We start from the raw sequence: 18,609 nt of genomic DNA, 5'->3' as shown, positions 1-18,609 counted from the left end.
GAGCAGCCTCAGATCACGATCAGGTCGGCTTGCAACGCGCCGGCCTGTTTCAGTGCTTCGAGAATTGCCATCAAGTCACCTGGCGCTGCGCCGACCTGGTTCACCGCCCGGACGATTTCATCCAGCGTGGTGCCCGGGCCGAACTTGAACATCGGCTTGGCTTCCTGTTCGGCATTCACCCGCGAACGCGGCACGACAGCAGTCTGGCCGTTGGACAGCGGGCCCGGCTGGCTGACAATCGGGTCTTCGGTGATGGTCACGGTCAGGCTGCCGTGGGTGACGGCGGCCGGCGAGACTTTCACGTTCTGGCCGATGACGATGGTGCCGGTGCGCGAGTTGATGATGACTTTCGCCACCGCCTGTCCCGGATCGACTTCGAGGTTTTCCAGGATCGACAGGTAGTCGACGCGCTGGCTCGGATCGAGCGGTGCGGTGACGCGGATCGAACCGCCGTCGATGGCTTGCGCAACACCCGGGCCGAGCATGTCGTTGATCTTGTCGACGATACGTTTGGCGGTGGTGAAGTCGGAACGATTGAGGTTCAGCGTCAGGCTGTTGCCCTGGTTGAAACCGCTCGGTACGGAGCGCTCCACCGAGGCACCGCCGGGAATGCGACCGGCCGAGGGAACGTTGACCGTGATCTTCGAACCGTCACGGCCCTCAGCGTCGAAACCACCGACCACCAGGTTGCCCTGGGCCACGGCATAGACGTTGCCGTCGATGCCCTTGAGCGGGGTCAGCAACAGGGTGCCGCCGCGCAGGCTCTTGGAGTTACCGATCGAGGACACAGTGATATCGACCTGTTGACCCGGCTTGGCGAACGCCGGCAGATCGGCACTGATCGACACCGCCGCGACGTTCTTCAATTGCACGTTGCCCGAGCCCGGTGGCACCTTGATGCCGAACTGCGAGAGCATGTTGTTAAAGGTCTGCAGGGTGAACGGGGTCTGCGTCGTCTGGTCACCGGTGCCGTTAAGCCCGACCACCAGGCCGTAGCCGATCAACTGGTTGGAGCGCACGCCGGAAATGCTGGCGATGTCTTTCAGCCGCTCGGCGTGGGCGTTGAAGGCCGCCGACAGGAACAGCGCAGCGACCATAAGGCTCTTGAAATTCAAAGTCGCCACCTAGAAAGGGAACAGCGGGCTGAGGAAGAAACGGTCGAACCAGCCTGGCTGACTCGCATCGGCAAACGCGCCAGTGCCCGAGTAGGTGATGCGTGCATCGGCGACACGGGTCGACGACACGGTGTTGTCGGTGGCGATGTCATCGGCGCGGACCAGACCGGCGATGCGCACCAGTTCGTCACCGGTATTGAGGGTCAACCACTTCTCGCCACGCACGGCGATGATGCCGTTGGGCAAAACGTCAGCCACCGTCACGGTGATCGAACCGGTCAGGCTGTTGCTCTGTCCGGATTTGGCGTCGCCCTTGGTCGAACGGTCGGCGCTGTAGCCGGCGTTCAGGCTCAAGTCACCGCCACCAATCGGGTTGTTGGTGGTCAGGCTGGAGCCGAACAACGAGGTCAGGCCGACCGAGTTATCGCTGTTCTTGTCCGTCTGCGAGTTGGCGTTCTTGCTCGCCTGGGTGCGCTCGTTCAGGGTGATGGTGATGATGTCACCGACGCGGAACGCCTTGCGGTCGCTGTACAGGTTCTGCTCGAAACCGGCCTGATAGATCGAGCCATTGTTGGCCGCCGCCGGCAACGGCGTGCGCGGCAACACCGGCGCGTAGTAAGGGTCATTGGGCTTGGGCGTCGGAGCGACGCAGCCCGCGAGCGAGACGACCCCACTCAATGCCAGAACAGATACAAAGCGATTCATGACCCTACCTCACGGTGTTGCCGGCGACCCTGCGGTCGCCCCAAAGACTTGATTACAGATTCTGCGTTACGAACGAGAGCATCTGGTCGGCGGTGGAGATCACCTTGGAATTCATCTCGTAAGCGCGTTGCGTGGTGATCATGTTGACCATCTCTTCCACGGTGCTGACGTTGGAGGTTTCCAGGGTGTTCTGCAGCGTGGTACCGAAACCGGCCAGGCCTGGTGTGCCGACTTGCGGCGCGCCGGAAGCCGCGGTTTCCAGGAACAGGTTGTTGCCCACGGCTTGCAGACCGGCCGGGTTGATGAAGTCGGCGGTTTGCAGGTTGCCGATCACTTGCGACGCCGGGTTGCCGGCGATGGTGACGGAAACGGTGCCGTCGCGGCCGACAGTGAAGGTCTGCGCGTCGTTCGGGATAACAATCGCCGGCTCCAGAGCGAAACCGCTGGCGTTGACGATCTGGCCATTGGAGTCGAGGTGAAAAGTACCGTCACGGGTGTAGGACGTGGTGCCGTCCGGCTGCAGAATCTGGAAGAAACCGCGACCGTCGATGGCCATGTCCAGCGGCTGCTCGGTGGTTTGCAGGCTGCCGGCAGTGAAGTTTTTCTGCGTGCCGACAATGCGCACGCCGGTACCCACTTGCAGACCCGACGGCAATTCGCTGTCCTGGGTCGACTGGGCGCCTGGCTGACGCTTGATCTGATAGAGCAGGTCCTGGAACTCGGCGCGGTCACGTTTGAAACCCGTGGTCGAGACGTTCGCCAGGTTGTTGGAAATGGTGGTCAGGTTGGTGTCCTGGGCGGACAGACCGGTTTTGGCAACCCATAGAGCCGGAAGCATTCGATTCTCCTCGTGCGCCTGTTTTACGGCGCGACGTTCTGATAATTAGCTGATCTGCAAGACCCGAGCCATGGCCTGGTCGTCGTCTTTGGCGGTGTTCATCATCTTGACGTGCAACTCGAACTGCTTGGCCAGGGCCAGCACCGAGGTCATTTCTTCCACGGCATTGACGTTGCTCGACTCAAGGAAACCCGAAACCAGTTTGACGTTGGCATCGGCCTGGGCCGGCTGGCCGTCCTTGGTGTAAATCGAACCGTCGAGGCCTTTGTTCATGTTCTTGATGTCCGGGTTGACCAGCTTGATGCGGTCGACTTCGGCCATGACACGCGGGCCTTCGCCCATCGCCCGGATGCTGATGGTGCCGTCTTCGCCGACTTCGACCTGCTGCTCCGGAGGCACGGCAATCGGCCCGCCATTGCCGATCACCGGCATGCCGTTGCCGGCGCGCAAGACGCCGAGGGCATCAATGTTGAGACTGCCGGTGCGCACGTAGCTTTCGCCACCGTTGGGGTTCTGCACGGCGATAAAACCGTTGCCGGTCACAGCGACATCGAGGTCGCGACCGGTTTCCACCAGCGAGCCTGGCGAGAAGTCAGTGGCCGGCCGTTCGCTCATGGCAAACGCGCGCGCCGGAAAGCTGTCACCAAATACCGGCATCGAACGCGCCTGCTCCAGGTCGCGCTGAAAACCGTTGGTGGAGATGTTCGCCAGGTTGTTGGCATGCGCCCGCTGCGCCAGTGCGTTCTGGCTGGCGCCGGTCATTGCCACATAAAGGTACTTGTCCACGCTCTTTCCTCTGCATGCCGGACGTTTGCCGCCCACTGCTGTACTGCTGAGCCATAAGCAATTTGCAGACCAACTTTTTATTGGCGGACGAAGGCCCGGTAAACAGGGGACTTGAGGGGCTTACAGGGGAAATTTGAAATGTGTCGAAGACGAAAAACCGGCGGTGTCATGCCGCTGCGCGGCAATCCCAAGTTTGGCGGGTGACGGAAATCTTGTGGCGAGGGGATTTATCCCCGTTCGGCTGCGCAGCAGTCGCAAAGCCTGCAAATGAGGTCGTCCTGCAGGAAAACCGGGGCGGCTTCGCCACCCAACGGGGATAAATCCCCTCGCCACAGAGACTGCATTCAGCTTTCGGGGTTCTTGCCCACTTCATACTCACGCAGCTTGTTGGCAATGGTGGTATGCGAAACGCCGAGCCGCTTACCCAACTGGCGACTGCTCGGATGCTCAGAATACAGGCGCTCCAGCACCGCTTTTTCGAAGCGCCCGACGATCTCGTCCAGGCCACCCTCCAGCGAAAAATCGCCAAGCGGCTGACGCACGCCGTAATCCGGCAGACGAATATGCTCGGCCTTGACCGTACCGCCCTCGCACAGCGACACCGCTTGAAACAGCACGTTCTCCAATTGCCGCACGTTGCCCGGCCAGTGGTAATGACTAAGGCGATCCATCGCCGCCGGGGCCAGTTTCGGCAACGGGCAACCGATCTGCCGGCTGGCCTGATCGAGAAAGTGTTCCACCAGCGGCGTCAACCCGTCGAGGCATTCGCGCAGCGGCGGGATGTGCAGCGACAAGACGTTCAGGCGGTGGTACAGGTCCTGGCGAAACTCGCCGCGCGCGCACAATTCAGACAAATCCACTTGGGTCGCGCAGATCACTCGCACATCCAGATAGACCTCTTCGTCGCTGCCGACGCGGCGGAAGCAACCGTCCTGCAGAAAGCGCAGCAGTTTGACCTGCAAGCGCGGGCTCATCTCGCCGACACCGTCGAGAAACAGCGTGCCGCCTGCGGTCAATTCCAGCAGGCCAAGTTTGCCTTCGGCACGCGCGCCTTCGAAAGCACCGGGGCCGTAGCCGAACAATTCGGTCTCGGCCATCGATTCCGGCAGCCCTGCACAGTTGAGCGCCATCAACGGCGACTGCCCGCGCGGACTCGCCAGGTGACAGGCGCGCGCCAGCAATTCCTTGCCGGTGCCGGTTTCGCCTTCAATCAATAACGGCGCATCCAGTGGTGCCATGCGCCGCGCTTCACGGACCACGGCAGCCATGACTTTGGAACTCTGAAAGATGCTGTCGAAGCCACGCAGTTCCTGCTTGCGCACGTTATAGATGCGCTCGCCGACGCGGTCGGCGCGGTGCAGGGTCAGAACGGCTCCGGCCATGGCCTCGCTGTCGTCATGCTCCGATTGCAACGGCGCGATGTCGGCGAGAAAGACGTCGCCCTTGACCTTGACTCGCATGCCGTTGATCCGCGACTTGTTCGCGCGCACCAACTCCGGCAAGTCGAAATCCTCGGCGTAGCGCGACAGCGCAATCCCCGGCACCTCATCGACGCGTACCCCGAGCAACTGCGCCGCCGCGCGGTTGGCCGCGACAATCGAGCCGCCCATGTCGATCGACAGCACCGGAAACTCCAGCGCCCCAAGCAACGCGTTCAACTCCATGTGCCGACGCTCGCTGGGCATCAGCCCGACGCGCTTGACGCCAAACACCCCGGCAATCGCCTCGAACTTGGGGCGCAAGGCCTGGAATTGAATGTTGATCAGGTTCGGGCAATGCAGATAGATCGCGTTGCCATGCTCGCCGCCAACCTCACCGCGCGCGACGTTGATGCCGTACGCCACCAGCAGATTGAGGATGTCGCGCAGGATGCCGATGCGGTTCTGGCAGTGGACTTTGATGCGCATAAAAACACCTGAATGAACGACGGAGAACCTGTAGGAGTGAGCCTGCTCGCGATAGCGGTATATCAGTCACATCATTTTTAGCTGGCCCACCGCTATCGCGAGCAGGCTCACTCCTACAAGGGATTGGTGCCCGACTTTCTGTCGAGGCACGCAGATAGTTGTCAAGATTATGTGACAGCACTAGCCATTTTCAAACCTGCCAATCACTGCAAATGCTGATTAGCCGACAAAGCGTAACGATAACTTTACGAAATTAGCCGAATTTTCCTACATGACTGCGTTTAAACGTGCTGCATCTCCTGCCACTCTCGGGTAATCCTTGAGCCATCGCTGGACATAACAAAAACGAATTCCCCTAGCAGGAGAGCAGCATGAAGCAGACGCAATACGTGGCCCGCGAGCCCGATGCGCAAGGTTTTATCGACTACCCCGCCGAAGAACACGCGGTGTGGAACACGCTGATCACTCGCCAGTTGAAAGTGATCGAGGGCCGTGCGTGCCAGGAATACCTGGACGGTATCGAAAAACTCGGTCTGCCCCACGACCGCATCCCGCAGCTCGGCGAGATCAATAAAGTGCTCGGCGAGACCACCGGCTGGCAGGTCGCCCGGGTGCCGGCGCTGATTCCCTTCCAGACCTTTTTTGAACTGCTCGCCAGCAAGCAATTTCCGGTGGCGACTTTCATTCGCACCCGCGAAGAACTGGACTATCTGCAAGAGCCGGATATTTTCCACGAGATCTTCGGCCACTGCCCGCTGCTGACCAACCCGTGGTTCGCTGAATTCACCCACACCTACGGCAAACTCGGCCTGCAAGCGACCAAGGAAGAGCGCGTGTACCTGGCGCGGCTGTACTGGATGACCATCGAATTCGGCTTGGTCGACACTCCGCAAGGCAAGCGCATTTACGGTGGCGGAATTCTGTCCTCGCCGAAAGAAACCGTTTACTGCCTGTCGGACGAGCCTGAGCATCAAGCCTTCGATCCGCTGGAAGCCATGCGCACGCCCTATCGCATCGACATCCTGCAACCGCTGTACTTTGTCCTGCCGAACCTCAAGCGCCTGTTCGACGTCGCTCATGAAGACATCATGGCCATGGTCCGCCAGGGCATGCAGCTGGGCTTGCACGCGCCGAAATTTCCGCCGAAACCCAAAGCCGCCTGAACCGCGACTTTTGCTGACAATTGCGTCTGTCAGTCGCCGTCACTTTGCTTTAGCGTGACGGCATATACGCTTTAATAAAAAAAACACACTCGATTTCAGGAATACACCATGTCCACTTTGAACCAAGCCCACTGCGAAGCCTGCCGCGCCGATGCGCCACAAGTCAGCGACGAAGAACTGCCGATCCTGATCAAGCAGATCCCTGACTGGAACATCGAAGTGCGCGACAGCATCATGCAGCTGGAAAAAGTCTTCCTGTTCAAGAATTTCAAACACGCGCTGGCTTTCACCAATGCCGTCGGCGAGATTTCCGAGGCCGAAGGCCACCACCCGGGCCTGCTGACCGAATGGGGCAAAGTCACCGTGACCTGGTGGAGCCATTCGATCAAAGGCCTGCACCGCAACGACTTCATCATGGCCGCGCGCACTGACGAAGTGGCCAAGACCGCAGAAGGACGCAAGTAATGCACTTCGACGCCATCGCCCGGGTGCCCGGCGACCCGATCCTCGGCTTGATGGAGGCGTATGCGCAGGACAGCAATCCGCGCAAGTTCGACCTCGGCGTTGGCGTCTACAAGGATGCCCAGGGCCTGACGCCGATCCCTGAAGCGGTGAAAATCGCCGAAGCGCGGCTGGTCGAAAGCCAGGACACCAAAACCTACATCGGTGGCCACGGCAACCCGCTGTTCGGCAAGGTCATCAACGAGCTGGTGCTGGGCGCCGACTCGCCACTGATCAGCGAACAACGCGCCGGCGTCACCCAGACCCCGGGCGGCACCGGTGCGTTGCGTCTGGCTGCGGACTTCATCGCTCAATGCCTGCCGGGCAAGGGCGTGTGGTTGAGCAACCCGACCTGGCCTATCCACGAAACCATTTTCGCTGCCGCCGAGGTCAAGGTCAGTCACTACCCGTACGTGGGCAGCGACAACCGCCTCGATGTCGAAGCCATGCTCGCCGTGCTCAAGGAAGTGCCCAAGGGTGACGTGGTGCTGCTGCATGCCTGCTGCCACAACCCGACCGGTTTTGACCTGAGCCATGACGACTGGAAGCGGGTGCTTGAGGTGGTGCGCAGCCGTAATCTGCTGCCGCTGATCGACTTTGCCTACCAGGGCTTTGGCGATGGCCTGGAGCAGGACGCGTGGTCGACGCGCTTGTTCGCCGCCGAAATTCCGGAGGTGCTGATCACCAGTTCTTGCTCGAAGAACTTCGGCCTCTATCGCGACCGCACCGGTGCGCTGATCGTCTGTGCAAAAAGCGCCGACAAGCTCATCGACATCCGCAGCCAACTGGCCAACATCGCCCGCAACCTGTGGTCGACGCCGCCGGATCACGGCGCGGCGGTAGTCGCGACCATCCTCGCCGATCCAGAGCTGAAAGCGCGCTGGGCCGATGAGGTGGAAGCCATGCGACTGCGTATCGCGCAATTGCGCAGCGGTCTGGTCGAAGCGCTGGAACCGCATGGTTTGCGCGAACGCTTTGCGCACATTGGCGTACAGCGTGGGATGTTTTCTTACACCGGGCTGTCACCAGATCAAGTGAAAAACCTGCGTGAGCGGCACAGCGTGTACATGGTCAGCTCTGGCCGGGCAAACGTCGCCGGCATCGACGCCACCCGCCTCGCATTACTGGCCGACGCCATCGCTGACGCCTGTAAATAGTTTCTGCAATACACAACCCTGTGGGAGCGGGCCCTGTGGTGAGGGGATTTATCCCAGACCGGCTGCGCAGCAGTCGTAAACCGTTGCTCGCGGAGTGTCAGACATTCCGCGAATGCAGGGTCTGGGGCCGCTTCGCAGCCCATCGGGGGTAAATCCCCTCACCACAAAAGCCCGCTCCCACATTTGTTTTTTGCGGTGGCCTCCGTGCCCTGCGGCCATCTGTCGCATTATTCTGAATTAAAAGTCTGATTGTCATTTTTCCTGCTGTATCCTGCGCAGGCTTTGTAAAAGCGCGGAGCACCTGATCTATCAACAGACTTAGCGAGGAGCGCGACCATGCACGAGATTCCTAATCTCCCCTTCCCAAGCCTGCACGTACCTGAGCAGACGACCCCGCAACACGCCGGCGCCCAACAGCCCGAGCCGCAAGAAGCCGCTGACAGCCGCAACGCCGACAGCGAAGAGTAAAGTCCCCGCCGTACAGACCGTGTGGAAAGCGCTAAGATGCGCTTTCCACACTGCCTGAAGCCGAGCCCGCCATGACCGATGAATTTTCTGCAAGCCAAGCTGCCGTGCTGATCGGCGCCACCGAGAAAATGATCGAGATCTGGAATCGCCTTCCCCCTGAGAAACAGGCCGCCCTGCTCGAACGTTTCGGCAGCGAAGAAAACGCCCTCGCCGCTCTCGTCACCACGCAATTGGTCGCCCCGGCGAAATCCTGAAACGGCCGCCCCGGCAAATAGTTTTACTTTTCCCCGCCCCTGATCGTTTCACGCCGGTATCATGAGCAGCCTATCTAATCTGCTGCTCCTGTGGATCGTTACCCATGTCGCCCTCTATATCCGAACCCCAGCGCCCCTTCGCGGTTACGCTGCAAGTGGTTTCCATCGTCCTCTTCACCTTTATCGGTTACCTGAACATCGGCATTCCGCTCGCCGTGTTGCCGGGCTATGTGCACAGCGATCTGGGCTTTGGCGCAGTGATCGCCGGGCTGGTGATCAGCGTGCAATACCTCGCCACCCTGCTCAGCCGTCCGTATGCCGGCAAGATCATCGACAACCAGGGCAGTAAACGGGCAGTGATGATTGGCCTCGCCGGATGCGGCTTGAGCGGTGTGTTCATGCTGATTTCGGCGTGGACGCACAGCCTGCCGATGCTCAGCCTGATCAGCCTGCTGATCGGCCGGCTGGTGCTGGGCAGCGCGGAAAGTCTGGTCGGTTCCGGCTCGATTGGCTGGGGTATCGGCCGTGTCGGCGCGGCGAACACGGCCAAGGTGATTTCCTGGAACGGCATCGCCAGTTATGGCGCGCTGGCGATCGGCGCGCCGTTTGGCGTGTGGCTGGTCAGCAGGCTGGGCCTGTGGAGCATGGGCGTAAGCATCATCCTCCTCGCCCTGCTCGGCCTGGCGCTGGCGTGGCCGAAGATCGCAGCGCCGATCGTCTCCGGTGAACGCCTGCCCTTCATGCATGTGCTCGGCAAAGTCTTTCCCCACGGTTGCGGACTGGCGCTGGGCTCGATCGGTTTCGGCACCATCGCCACCTTCATCACCCTGTATTACGCCACGCAGCATTGGGACAACGCGGTGCTGTGCCTGAGCCTGTTCGGCGCCAGCTTCATCGGTGCACGGCTGTTGTTCGGCAACCTGATCAACCGCCTCGGCGGCTTTCGCGTGGCGATCGCTTGCCTGTCGGTGGAAACCCTGGGCCTGTTGCTGCTGTGGATTGCACCGGACGCTAATTGGGCCTTGGCCGGCGCGGCGCTGAGTGGCTTCGGCTTCTCGCTGGTGTTTCCTGCGCTGGGCGTTGAAGCGGTGAATCTGGTGCCTGCTTCCAGCCGCGGTGCGGCGGTCGGTGCCTATTCACTGTTCATCGATTTGTCGCTGGGGATCACCGGACCGTTAGCCGGGGCGATTGCGGCGGGGTTCGGTTTTGCCTCGATCTTTTTGTTTGCCGCTTTTGCGGCCCTGAGCGGTCTGGCGTTGAGCGTGTATCTGTACAAGCACACGGCGAAATATCGCGAGGATTAGAAGTCGACCTTGCCGCGTCCGGCCTTGATACTGCCGCGCTTGGTCTTCGATTCGAGGCGGCGCTTCTTCGAGCCGAGGGTCGGCTTGGTCGGGCGGCGCTTCTTTTCCACTTTGGTGGCGCTTTGAATCAACTCGACCAACCGCTCCAGCGCATCGGCACGATTGGCTTCCTGCGTGCGGTATTGCTGGGCCTTGATGATCAGCACGCCGTCGCTGGTGATGCGACTGTCACGTAGCGCCAGCAGGCGCTCCTTGTAGAACTCCGGCAACGAGGAGTTGGGAATGTCGAAGCGCAGGTGCACGGCGCTGGAGACCTTGTTGACGTTCTGCCCGCCAGCGCCCTGGGCGCGGATGGCCGTCAGTTCGATCTCGGCATCGGGCAGATGCACATTGTTGGAAATCACCAGCATGGAAAAGCGTCCGTGTTCAGAGGGTGCAGGATAACGCGAAAACCATTGCAAGCCTGCTGGAGTTCCCCTGTAGGAGTGAGCCTGCTCGCGATAGCGGTATATCAGGTTCATATTTATTGACTGACACACCGCTATCGCGAGCAGGCTCACTCCTACAGTGGATTTGTGTGAGGCTCAGAAATGACAAACCCGGCACGCTGGCCGGGTTTGTCGTTTCTGCCTGCGAGGTTATTTCGCCGTCGCCGGCACCACCGGCTGCACACTGCGTTTGTTCTTGACCACGTAGCAGACCCACATGAACACGACCCACACCGGAATCGCGTACACCGAGATCTGAATCCCCGGGATCAGCAACATTACGCCGAGGATGAACGCAACGAACGCCAGGCAGATGTAGTTGCCGTACGGGTACCACAGCGCCTTGAACAGCGGCGTCTGCTTCGTCTTGTTCATGTGCTGGCGGAACTTGAAGTGCGAATAGCTGATCATCGCCCAGTTGATCACCAGCGTTGCAACCACCAGCGACATCAACAGTTCCAGCGCGTGCTGCGGGATCAGGTAGTTGAGCAGCACCGCCACCAGCGTCACCGCCGCCGAGGCCAGGATCGACCGCACCGGCACGCCGCGCTTGTCGATCTTCGCCAGGCCTTTCGGCGCGTCACCCTGCTCGGCCATGCCCAGCAACATGCGGCTGTTGCAGTAAGTGCCGCTGTTGTACACCGACAGCGCCGCGGTCAACACGACGAAATTGAGGATGTGCGCGGCGGTGTTGCTACCGAGCATCGAGAACACCTGCACGAACGGGCTGCCGCTGTAGGAGTCGCCGGACGCATTGAGGGTTTCCAGCAGGCTGTCCCACGGAGTCAACGACAGCAGGATTACCAGCGCGCCGATGTAGAAAATCAGGATGCGGTAGATCACCTGATTGATCGCCTTCGGGATTACGGTTTTCGGTTTGTCGGCTTCAGCCGCGGTGAAGCCGAGCATTTCCAGGCCACCGAAGGAGAACATGATGATCGCCATGGCCATCACCAGACCGCTCACCCCGTTCGGGAAGAAACCGCCGTGGGACCACAGGTTGCTGACCGACGCTTGCGGGCCGCCGTGGCCGCTGACCAGCAAGTAGCTGCCCAGGGCAATCATGCCGACGATGGCGACGACTTTGATGATCGCGAACCAGAATTCGGCTTCACCGAAGACCTTGACGTTGGCCAGGTTGATCGCGTTGATCAGCACGAAGAACGCCGCTGCGGAGGCCCAGGTCGGAATGTCCGGTGCCCAGTAATGGATGTACTTGCCGACCGCGGTCAGCTCCGACATGCCCACCAGAATGTACAGAATCCAGCAGTTCCAGCCCGACAGGAAACCGGCGAAACCGCCCCAGTACTTGTGCGCGAAATGGCTGAAGGAGCCGGCCACCGGCTCTTCGACGATCATTTCGCCCAACTGGCGCATGATCATGAAGGCGATGAAGCCGCAGATGGCGTAGCCAAGGATCATCGATGGACCGGCGGATTTCAGCACCCCGGCAGATCCCAGGAACAGGCCGGTACCGATCGCGCCACCAAGGGCGATCAGTTGAATGTGGCGATTTTTCAGGCCGCGCTTAAGCTCGCCTGATTGCGAGGGTTGTCCACTCATGAAAAAGGTCTCACGCAAGGTTTGATGATGTTCAGTAGACGTTGCTGCAAGGTTGCGATTTCAGGCAGCCCCGATCAAACCCCAGCGCAGGCACCAGGAGTTCAGCTCATTTACAACGGTCATGCGTCACCTGTTTGTTTTTATCTGTGACGAAATCGAACCCGACACGCTTGTGGCGCGGCGGAGTGAACAAGGCGGGTAGCCTTGAGATTGGCGCGATTACGCAGAGGGTCACAGTTAAAACGCGGCGCATTGTACACCGCTAACCCCCTGCTGCCAGACCCCGCTGGATCAGCGTGGCGGTTGCCGGGATTGCGTGTATCCGCCTCGAGACACTCGGGCGGCTGCAAAAATTGAGTCAGGCCTTTGCAGGCCATCGGCGTGGACGAGGAACAAACCGTCCCACGGGGAGAAGTGGAAATCAGTCGCGGCGTTCATTGCGCCTCCTTCTTGTTATGCGCCTGCACGACAGGCATGGGCGCATCACACCCTGCCCGAGCGCGGGAAACAAGCGCGCCAGAGCCTTGCGTGGCGCCTGCGCTGGCGGGTTTCGGAAGATTTTCCTTACAGCCTTGCAGGAGCAGGCAAATGCCAGCCGTTACCGGGCAATTTCGTCACGTTTTCTTTACGAGGCGTAACGTAAAATTTCCGAATCAGAAATTTCCGAAGGATGTCTGCATATTGACGGTAGCTAGCTTGCTATCGAAGCCAGCGGCTTAGTTTTTTGTTTTCAAATAAGAAAATCCATCCTGAAAAACAGAACAAAAAGTCTATTTAAAAATTAAATGGATAAAATTTTGCATTAACAAAAAGCCTCAACTAGGTTTTTCACGTCTCACCGGCCACCTCGACCGGTCAGTCATAAACCGTGAAAGTCATCTAGGAGATCGACCATGCAAGCACTGGAAAAAGACTTGGATACCGAACTGCAACTGGACGAATGGTTTGAAGCACCGACCCATGAGGCCGCCGTGGAAATGATGCAAGCCGACGCGGTGGTTCCGTTCGGCACGGCGATGTGGCCTCTGTAACACATCCCCGGGCAGGCACGGTCCGGCCGGTCGTGCCTGCCGCTTTCGTCACGGTCAGTCAGGGAGGATTCATGGATAAGTCCCGCGCGATCTCGCATTTCCTTTACTACCTCGAACATCACCCCGCCCTTGCCGGCCTCGACTCGGCGAAGGTATTGCTCGGCCACACTGCCGACTACGAAGCCCTGACCGGCGCCATCGCCGAACAGGCCGGCGAGCATCCACGCTTTCGCTTCAGCGCGCGACGCCTGGACCTGGAAAGCACCGCAGCGCTGGCTACGGCAATTGCCGACAGCGATCTGTACATTTTCTTCTACGACTCTTCCACCCTGCCCAACCCGCGCCCCGACGGCCCGGAGTTCGTCCGCGCTCTGCAAGCGGTGATGGCGGACAACTGGAAGAAGTCGCTGCTGTTCAAGGATTATGGCGACTATTTCTACGACACTTTCAGCATTACCCCGCAGCGCATTGCCGGACTCAACAGTCACCTGATCCAACGCATGTCCCAAGCGACCACGCTGAGCTTCAAGGATGACCACGGCTCGTGGTTCGAAACACCGATGAGCAGCATCAAGAAGTGGACCGACATCAACGGCGTCGGCAACTTCGACCTCGCCCCCGGCGAAATCGCCACCCACAGCGAAGCCATCAACGGCCACGTTAAATTCAAGGGCACCTTTCTCAGTACCATTCCGTTTGCGCGCAAATACGGCGTGCTGGAGTCACCACTGGAGTTGTGGATCGAAAATTCGACCATCAGCCGCATCGCCACCGACGTACCGGGGCTGGAGCACGATTTCAGCAAATACCTGGACGCCAACCCGTCGAACCGGCGGATCGAAGAACTGGGGATTGGCACCAATGAAGGCGTGAAAGACCTGTATGCGCGCAATGCCGGGTTTGAAGAGCGGCATTGTGGCTTGCATCTGGGATTGGGCGGTGGCGCCAAGGGCAGCCATCATCTGGACCTGATCTTTTCTGGCGGGGTGTTGGCGCTGGATGACAAGCCGGTGTTTGATGGGCGCTTTGTGTTTTAGGCGACTGACGCCTTCGCGAGCAGGCTCGCTCCCACAGGGATTTGTGTACGCCGCAGATCCAATGTGGGAGCGAGCCTGCTCGCGAAAGAGCCCTGTCAGACGCTGCATGAGTTGCGTCAGACGAAAAAAAAACGCCAACCCTGCGGTTGGCGTTTTTTCATTCGGCGCTAAACCCGATCACTCCGGTTTCTTGCGACCAAACCCCGGACGCTGACCCGAGCCCGCCGGTGCGCCGCGACGCTTGCCCGAGGGCTTGTCGCCGTCGACCAGTTTGATCCCCGGACGCTTCGGCGCCGGTTTGGCCGGACGCTTGTTAGTGGTGTCGGCTGGACGATCAGCCACCGGCGTACCGCGACCGGCAGGCGCGCCACGTTCGCCACGCTCGGTACGGCCATTGGCTGGACGCGGTGCGCGCTCGCCGTCACGGGCAACCGGCTTGCGACCTGGACGCTCGCCTTCGATCTGCGGCTCGCGGCCTGGGCGTGGACCGGTCGGTGCGCCAGCGGCTGGGCGCAAGGTGCGCACGCGCTCGGTCTTGGCCATCGGCCGCGACGATTTACGCTGCATACGCTCCAGCTTGTCCTTGCTCTTGGCGTTCAGTTGCGGCATGGCTACCGGCGTCAGGCCGACTTCAGCACTGAGGATGTCGACTTCGTACTGGCTCATTTCGCGCCAGCGGCCCATCGGCAAGTCGGAGTTGAGGAACACCGGACCGAAACGCACGCGCTTCAGACGGCTGACCACCAGACCCTGCGATTCCCACAGACGACGCACTTCACGGTTGCGGCCTTCCATTACCACGCAGTGATACCAGTGGTTGAAGCCTTCGCCACCCGGCGCCTGCTTGATGTCGGTGAACTTGGCCGGGCCGTCTTCCAGCACCACACCAGCCTTGAGGCGTTCAATCATCTCGTCGTCAACTTCACCACGGACACGCACGGCGTACTCGCGGTCCATCTCGTAGGACGGGTGCATCAGGCGGTTGGCCAGTTCACCGTCAGTGGTGAACATCAGCAAACCGGTGGTGTTGATGTCGAGACGGCCAATGTTGATCCAGCGGCCTTCTTTCGGACGCGGCAGCTTGTCGAACACGGTCGGACGGCCTTCCGGGTCGTCACGGGTGCAGATTTCGCCGTCGGGCTTGTTGTACATGATCACGCGGCGCACCGATTCGGCAGCCTCTTCGCGTTTGATCACCTTGCCATCGATGGTGATGGCGTCGTGCATGTCGACGCGCAGGCCGAGGGTGGCGTCTTTGCCATTGACCTTGATCCGGCCCTGGCTGATCCAGGCTTCGACGTCACGGCGCGAGCCGACGCCGATACGGGCGAGGACTTTCTGCAGTTTTTCGCCTGCTGGGCCGATTTCCTGGTCGTCTTTCTGATTGATGTCACTCATCTGGGCACCTCCCGGTGTGGTCTGTTCAGGCGGCGCCTGAAGCATTGAAAACTGTGTTTTCGGGCGAAGGGATCGCCGAAGGGTCGCGAATCATACGCGGATGTGCGCCATCGCGCATCAGAGACTAGCTGATCGATCGACAGTTATTTCTTTTTCCGCCGACCGGCACCGCCCAGTTTGATCAGGCGCAACGCGGCTTCGGCCAGCACCGTGCGCTTGTCGTCCTTGTCGAGCTTCTTCCAGGCCTTGATCTCGCGCTTGCTGCGGCCACAACCGAGGCAGATGTCGTCGGAGAATTTGCAGAGGCTGATGCAGGGGTCCTTGGTTGAGCTCATCGCGTTCTCCAGAAAAACACAGATCCCTTGTAGGAGTGAGCCTGCTCGCGATTGCGGTGTGTCAGTCGACATCTTCTTGTCAGAGACACCGCTATCGCGAGCAGGCTCACTCCTACAAGGGATGGCGGTGTTCTTGTGATCGGGTCAGTCCTCGAATTCGCGCCGCTCGGCTTCGATGGCTTCGGCCAGTGCGCGGGCTTCGGCTTCTTCTTCGCTGAGTTCGGGTTCTGGCAGTTCGAGGGCGGCAACGGCAGCCAGGAGTTTCTCGCGGGCCTCGGCGACACCGAGAATGTCTTCCTCCGGTTCGGCTTCAGGCGGTTCAACTTCTACCGCCGGCTCGGCGATCTCGGGCTCAGACACCGGCGCTTCGCCATCCGCCGCATCGCGCAGCAAATCGTCGAAGTCGGTTTTGATCCCCTCTTCCATGCTGTCCAGTTCCAGCAGCAGTGAATGGAAACTGGTTTCTTCCTTCTCTTCCTCCGGCTCGGCGCTGGCGTCGGCCAGTTCCTGCAGACTCTGCGGCACCGGTGCGTCGTCGAAATCCAGCACCGGCTCGGCTTCCATCTCGCGCAGTTCGGCCAGCGGCGGCAGGTCCTCAAGGTTTTTCAGGTTGAAGTGATCGAGAAACGCCTTGGTCGTGGCAAACATCGCCGGTTTGCCCGGCACGTCGCGGTAGCCGACGACGCGAATCCACTCGCGCTCCAGCAAAGTCTTGACGATGTTGCTGTTGACCGCCACGCCACGCACGTCTTCGATTTCGCCACGGGTGATCGGCTGGCGGTAGGCGATCAGCGCAATGGTTTCCAGCAAGGCACGCGAGTAGCGTTGCGGGCGCTCTTCCCACAGTCGACCGACCCAGGGCGAGAACTTCTCGCGGATCTGCAGGCGATAGCCCGACGAGACTTCCTTGAGTTCGAAGGCGCGGCCCTCGCAGGACTTGCCGAGCAGGGTCAAAGCTTTCTTGAAGACCGCCGGCTCCGGCCGCTCGCCTTCTTCGAACAGTTCGAACAGGCGCTCAAGTGATTGCGGTTTTCCCGAGGCCAACAGAAAGGCTTCAAGCAGGGGCGCCAGCTCGCGGGGTTCAGTCAGGTTCATGTTTGGACTCGTTATTCGGCTCGGGCTCGCACGTGGATCGCGGCGAACGGCTCATTCTGCACCAGCTCGACCAAGGATTCCTTGACCAGTTCAAGGATCGCCATAAAGGTCACTACCACACCGAGGCGGCCCTCTTCGGCGGTGAACAGTTCGACAAATGGCACAAAACCGCCGCCCTTGAGCCGTTCCAGCACATCGCTCATGCGCTCGCGCGTAGACAACGCCTCGCGGCTGACCTGGTGGCTTTCGAACATGTCGCCACGGCGCAGCACTTCGGCCATGCACATCAGAATTTCTTCCAGCGCGACATCGGGCAACAGCTTGCGCGCCCGCGCTTCTGGCGCGTCGAGTCTGGGCACGATCACATCGCGGCCGACCCGGCTCAGGCCATCGATACCTTCGGCGGCCGCCTTGAAGCGTTCATATTCCTGCAAGCGGCGGATCAGCTCGGCGCGCGGGTCGTCCTCTTCGTCTTCGACGGTTTCGGCGCGAGGCAGGAGCATGCGCGACTTGATCTCGGCCAGCATCGCGGCCATGACCAGGTATTCGGCGGCCAGTTCCAGGCGCACCGACTGCATCAACTCGACATAGCCCATGTACTGGCGGGTGATCTCCGCCACCGGGATGTCGAGAATATTGATGTTCTGTTTGCGGATCAGGTACAGCAGCAAGTCGAGCGGGCCTTCGAAGGCTTCTAGGAAGACTTCCAGCGCATCAGGCGGAATGTACAGGTCCAGCGGCATTTCCATGACCGCCTGGCCATAAACCATGGCAAACGGCAGCTCCTGTTGAGCGCCGGCCTGGGGATCGACCACGGTTTCCACTGCGGACATTCAGGCCTCGACCATGAACGGCGTCGGATCGCCGCAACCGACACGGACCACTTCCGGGTCGTCGCCGGTCAGATCGATGACCGTCGAGGCCTTGATACCGCCGAAGCCGCCGTCGACGATCAAGTCCACTTGGTGCTCAAGCAACTGGCGCATTTCGTACGGATCGCTGAGCGGGTCTTCGTCGCCGGGCATGATCAGGGTCACGCTCATCAGCGGCTCGCCGAGTTCGGCCAACAGCGCCAGGGCAATCGGATGGCTTGGCACGCGCAGGCCGATCGTGCGTTTCTTCGGATGCAGCAACAGACGCGGCACTTCACGGGTAGCGTTGAGAATGAAGGTGTAAGGCCCCGGCAGATGCGCCTTCAGGATACGGAAGGTGCCGGTGTCGATCTTGGCATAGTTACCCAGTTGCGACAGGTCGCTGCAGATCAGCGCGAAGTTGTGCTTTTCATCGAGCTGGCGCAGGCGGCGTACACGCTCGATGGCGGTCTTGTCGCCGATCTGGCAACCGATGGCGTAGGACGAGTCCGTGGGATAAACCACCACCCCGCCCTTGCGGATGATCTCTACCGCCTGTTTGATCAGGCGCGCTTGCGGGTTTTCCGGATGTATCTGGAAAAATTGACTCACG

20 protein-coding genes are annotated in these 18,609 nt (G+C 60.4%); 8 read left to right on the top strand and 12 right to left on the bottom strand.

Annotated features, from left to right (window positions below):
• Positions 1-8: 8 nt before the first annotated feature.
• The 5 genes from HU765_RS16600 to HU765_RS16580 form a co-directional block, all read right to left on the bottom strand.
• The gene (locus HU765_RS16600) at positions 9-1,097 is read right to left on the bottom strand and encodes a flagellar basal body P-ring protein FlgI (RefSeq protein WP_225922843.1); all 1,089 of its coding nucleotides are present in this window, start codon (positions 1,095-1,097) and stop codon (positions 9-11) included.
• A gap of 27 nt (positions 1,098-1,124) precedes the next feature.
• Complete coding sequence (gene flgH / locus HU765_RS16595) at positions 1,125-1,820, bottom strand: flagellar basal body L-ring protein FlgH (RefSeq protein WP_186621758.1); 696 nt, start codon at positions 1,818-1,820, stop codon at positions 1,125-1,127.
• 52 nt (positions 1,821-1,872) lie between these two features.
• Positions 1,873-2,658, bottom strand: a complete 786-nt coding sequence (flgG, locus tag HU765_RS16590) for a flagellar basal-body rod protein FlgG (RefSeq protein ID WP_186550774.1) — start codon at positions 2,656-2,658, stop codon at positions 1,873-1,875.
• 45 nt (positions 2,659-2,703) lie between these two features.
• Positions 2,704-3,444, bottom strand: a complete 741-nt coding sequence (locus HU765_RS16585) for a flagellar basal body rod protein FlgF (protein WP_186550776.1) — start codon at positions 3,442-3,444, stop codon at positions 2,704-2,706.
• A 344-nt stretch (positions 3,445-3,788) separates the two neighbouring features.
• A complete protein-coding gene (locus HU765_RS16580) occupies positions 3,789-5,351 on the bottom strand; it encodes a sigma-54-dependent transcriptional regulator (RefSeq protein ID WP_186621757.1) in 1,563 nt (520 codons plus the stop codon).
• Between the two features lie 371 nt (positions 5,352-5,722).
• Here HU765_RS16580 and phhA point away from each other — a divergent pair, with 371 nt between their 5' ends.
• From phhA to HU765_RS16555, 6 genes are all read left to right on the top strand, one after another.
• Complete coding sequence (phhA, locus tag HU765_RS16575; RefSeq protein WP_186550780.1) at positions 5,723-6,514, top strand: phenylalanine 4-monooxygenase; 792 nt, start codon at positions 5,723-5,725, stop codon at positions 6,512-6,514.
• A gap of 108 nt (positions 6,515-6,622) precedes the next feature.
• Positions 6,623-6,979, top strand: coding sequence for a 4a-hydroxytetrahydrobiopterin dehydratase (locus tag HU765_RS16570; protein ID WP_003222798.1), 357 nt, complete (start codon positions 6,623-6,625; stop codon positions 6,977-6,979).
• Positions 6,979-8,172, top strand: coding sequence for an amino acid aminotransferase (locus HU765_RS16565; RefSeq protein ID WP_186621754.1), 1,194 nt, complete (start codon positions 6,979-6,981; stop codon positions 8,170-8,172). The genes HU765_RS16570 and HU765_RS16565 overlap by 1 nt, the downstream gene beginning before the upstream one ends.
• Before the next feature lie 336 nt (positions 8,173-8,508).
• Complete coding sequence (locus tag HU765_RS27045) at positions 8,509-8,640, top strand: hypothetical protein (RefSeq protein ID WP_264082146.1); 132 nt, start codon at positions 8,509-8,511, stop codon at positions 8,638-8,640.
• 71 nt (positions 8,641-8,711) lie between these two features.
• Entirely contained in the window at positions 8,712-8,894 is a 183-nt protein-coding gene (locus tag HU765_RS16560; protein ID WP_186550784.1) for a hypothetical protein, read from the top strand.
• A 104-nt stretch (positions 8,895-8,998) separates the two neighbouring features.
• Positions 8,999-10,198 carry an MFS transporter gene (locus HU765_RS16555; RefSeq protein WP_186621752.1) on the top strand — a complete coding sequence of 400 codons (1,200 nt, stop codon included), beginning with the start codon at positions 8,999-9,001 and terminating at the stop codon, positions 10,196-10,198.
• Here the strand turns inward: HU765_RS16555 and arfB are convergent.
• Together arfB and HU765_RS16545 are read right to left on the bottom strand one after the other, a co-directional pair.
• Positions 10,195-10,608: an alternative ribosome rescue aminoacyl-tRNA hydrolase ArfB gene (gene arfB, locus HU765_RS16550; RefSeq protein WP_186550788.1), complete on the bottom strand. Its 414-nt coding sequence runs from the start codon at positions 10,606-10,608 to the stop codon at positions 10,195-10,197. The genes HU765_RS16555 and arfB overlap by 4 nt on opposite strands.
• 228 nt (positions 10,609-10,836) lie before the next feature.
• Positions 10,837-12,249: an amino acid permease gene (locus HU765_RS16545; protein WP_186621750.1), complete on the bottom strand. Its 1,413-nt coding sequence runs from the start codon at positions 12,247-12,249 to the stop codon at positions 10,837-10,839.
• Positions 12,250-13,142: 893 nt separating this feature from the next.
• Between HU765_RS16545 and HU765_RS16540 the strand changes: the two genes are divergently transcribed.
• Complete coding sequence (locus tag HU765_RS16540; RefSeq protein WP_003222780.1) at positions 13,143-13,280, top strand: hypothetical protein; 138 nt, start codon at positions 13,143-13,145, stop codon at positions 13,278-13,280.
• A gap of 71 nt (positions 13,281-13,351) precedes the next feature.
• The gene (locus HU765_RS16535; RefSeq protein WP_186621748.1) at positions 13,352-14,317 is read left to right on the top strand and encodes a leucyl aminopeptidase; all 966 of its coding nucleotides are present in this window, start codon (positions 13,352-13,354) and stop codon (positions 14,315-14,317) included.
• Positions 14,318-14,494: 177 nt separating this feature from the next.
• Here the strand turns inward: HU765_RS16535 and rluB are convergent, their stop codons facing one another.
• From rluB to HU765_RS16510, 5 genes are all read right to left on the bottom strand, one after another.
• Entirely contained in the window at positions 14,495-15,715 is a 1,221-nt protein-coding gene (gene rluB / locus HU765_RS16530; RefSeq protein ID WP_186550794.1) for a 23S rRNA pseudouridine(2605) synthase RluB, read from the bottom strand.
• 143 nt (positions 15,716-15,858) lie between these two features.
• On the bottom strand, positions 15,859-16,050 hold the full coding sequence (locus HU765_RS16525) for a DUF1289 domain-containing protein (RefSeq protein ID WP_016771121.1): 192 nt from the start codon (positions 16,048-16,050) through the stop codon (positions 15,859-15,861).
• A 144-nt stretch (positions 16,051-16,194) separates the two neighbouring features.
• Complete coding sequence (gene scpB, locus HU765_RS16520; RefSeq protein ID WP_186621746.1) at positions 16,195-17,145, bottom strand: SMC-Scp complex subunit ScpB; 951 nt, start codon at positions 17,143-17,145, stop codon at positions 16,195-16,197.
• 11 nt (positions 17,146-17,156) lie between these two features.
• Positions 17,157-17,855 carry a ScpA family protein gene (locus HU765_RS16515; protein WP_174245102.1) on the bottom strand — a complete coding sequence of 233 codons (699 nt, stop codon included), beginning with the start codon at positions 17,853-17,855 and terminating at the stop codon, positions 17,157-17,159.
• A 123-nt stretch (positions 17,856-17,978) separates the two neighbouring features.
• Positions 17,979-18,608 (bottom strand): L-threonylcarbamoyladenylate synthase, encoded by a 630-nt coding sequence (locus HU765_RS16510; protein ID WP_038363745.1) that lies wholly within the window; start codon positions 18,606-18,608, stop codon positions 17,979-17,981.
• Between the last annotated feature and the right edge of the window lies 1 nt (position 18,609).

The organism is Pseudomonas sp. SWRI81, assembly GCF_014268545.1.
In the GTDB taxonomy this organism is placed as follows: Bacteria; Pseudomonadota; Gammaproteobacteria; order Pseudomonadales; family Pseudomonadaceae; genus Aquipseudomonas; species Aquipseudomonas hamedanensis.
Note: the sequence above shows the minus strand (reverse complement) of the source record. Positions and strands in the feature narration are given on the sequence as shown.

What these genes read in the sequence shown, in the direction of transcription:
- HU765_RS16600 (WP_225922843.1), bottom strand. Translation starts at nt 1,097, where the DNA reads ATGGTCGCTGCGCTGTTCCTGTCGGCGGCCTTCAACGCCCACGCCGAG.
- flgH (WP_186621758.1), bottom strand. Translation starts at nt 1,820, where the DNA reads ATGAATCGCTTTGTATCTGTTCTGGCATTGAGTGGGGTCGTCTCGCTC.
- flgG (WP_186550774.1), bottom strand. Translation starts at nt 2,658, where the DNA reads ATGCTTCCGGCTCTATGGGTTGCCAAAACCGGTCTGTCCGCCCAGGAC.
- HU765_RS16580 (WP_186621757.1), bottom strand. Translation starts at nt 5,351, where the DNA reads ATGCGCATCAAAGTCCACTGCCAGAACCGCATCGGCATCCTGCGCGAC.
- phhA (WP_186550780.1), top strand. Translation starts at nt 5,723, where the DNA reads ATGAAGCAGACGCAATACGTGGCCCGCGAGCCCGATGCGCAAGGTTTT.
- HU765_RS16570 (WP_003222798.1), top strand. Translation starts at nt 6,623, where the DNA reads ATGTCCACTTTGAACCAAGCCCACTGCGAAGCCTGCCGCGCCGATGCG.
- HU765_RS16565 (WP_186621754.1), top strand. Translation starts at nt 6,979, where the DNA reads ATGCACTTCGACGCCATCGCCCGGGTGCCCGGCGACCCGATCCTCGGC.
- HU765_RS27045 (WP_264082146.1), top strand. Translation starts at nt 8,509, where the DNA reads ATGCACGAGATTCCTAATCTCCCCTTCCCAAGCCTGCACGTACCTGAG.
- HU765_RS16560 (WP_186550784.1), top strand. Translation starts at nt 8,712, where the DNA reads ATGACCGATGAATTTTCTGCAAGCCAAGCTGCCGTGCTGATCGGCGCC.
- HU765_RS16555 (WP_186621752.1), top strand. Translation starts at nt 8,999, where the DNA reads ATGTCGCCCTCTATATCCGAACCCCAGCGCCCCTTCGCGGTTACGCTG.
- arfB (WP_186550788.1), bottom strand. Translation starts at nt 10,608, where the DNA reads ATGCTGGTGATTTCCAACAATGTGCATCTGCCCGATGCCGAGATCGAA.
- HU765_RS16545 (WP_186621750.1), bottom strand. Translation starts at nt 12,249, where the DNA reads ATGAGTGGACAACCCTCGCAATCAGGCGAGCTTAAGCGCGGCCTGAAA.
- HU765_RS16540 (WP_003222780.1), top strand. Translation starts at nt 13,143, where the DNA reads ATGCAAGCACTGGAAAAAGACTTGGATACCGAACTGCAACTGGACGAA.
- HU765_RS16535 (WP_186621748.1), top strand. Translation starts at nt 13,352, where the DNA reads ATGGATAAGTCCCGCGCGATCTCGCATTTCCTTTACTACCTCGAACAT.
- rluB (WP_186550794.1), bottom strand. Translation starts at nt 15,715, where the DNA reads ATGAGTGACATCAATCAGAAAGACGACCAGGAAATCGGCCCAGCAGGC.
- HU765_RS16525 (WP_016771121.1), bottom strand. Translation starts at nt 16,050, where the DNA reads ATGAGCTCAACCAAGGACCCCTGCATCAGCCTCTGCAAATTCTCCGAC.
- scpB (WP_186621746.1), bottom strand. Translation starts at nt 17,145, where the DNA reads ATGAACCTGACTGAACCCCGCGAGCTGGCGCCCCTGCTTGAAGCCTTT.